Annotated in this window: 1 protein-coding gene; it reads left to right on the top strand. The window is 51.4% G+C overall.

Features of this window, described 5'->3' with window-relative positions:
• Positions 1–615: alanine racemase (gene alr, locus R7Z49_RS26090; RefSeq protein WP_318112573.1), on the top strand; the 615-nt coding region annotated here is incomplete at both ends.

The raw sequence follows: 615 nt of genomic DNA, 5'->3' as shown, positions 1-615 counted from the left end.
CCGGGCGATCTGCCTGTGTTAGTGACGAACAACATCCAAACCGTGGTGCACTGTGAAGAGCAACTTATCGCGTTGGAACAGGCGGATTTAGAAACGCCAGTGGTCGTTTGGTTGAAGATCGACAGTGGTATGCATCGTTTGGGCGTTCGCCCGGAGCAGTATGATGAGTTCATTTCTCGCTTAAAAACGTGCCCGAATGTGGCGAAGCCATTGCGATACATGAGTCATTTTGGTTGTGCGGATGAGCTTGATAGCAGCATCACGCCGCAACAAATTGAGCTGTTTATGTCATTAACCTCGGGCTGTCAGGGCGAGCGCTCGCTAGCGGCATCTGCGGGTTTATTAGCATGGCCTCAAAGCCAATTAGAGTGGGTTCGTCCGGGCATTATTATGTACGGCGTATCACCATTTAGCGACAAGACGGCCCAAGATTTGGGTTACCAGCCAGTGATGACGTTGAAGTCTCATCTTATTGCGGTTCGTGAAGTCAAGAAAGGTGAAAGCGTGGGGTACGGTGGTATCTGGACAAGTGAACGCGACACAAAAGTCGGTGTTATCGCAGTGGGCTATGGCGATGGCTACCCAAGAAGTGCACCCAATGGTACACCGGTGTGG

The sequence above is a fragment of the Vibrio sp. 1562 genome, from assembly GCF_033340155.1.
GTDB classification, from domain to species: Bacteria; Pseudomonadota; Gammaproteobacteria; order Enterobacterales; family Vibrionaceae; genus Vibrio; species Vibrio alginolyticus.
Note: the sequence above shows the minus strand (reverse complement) of the source record. Positions and strands in the feature narration are given on the sequence as shown.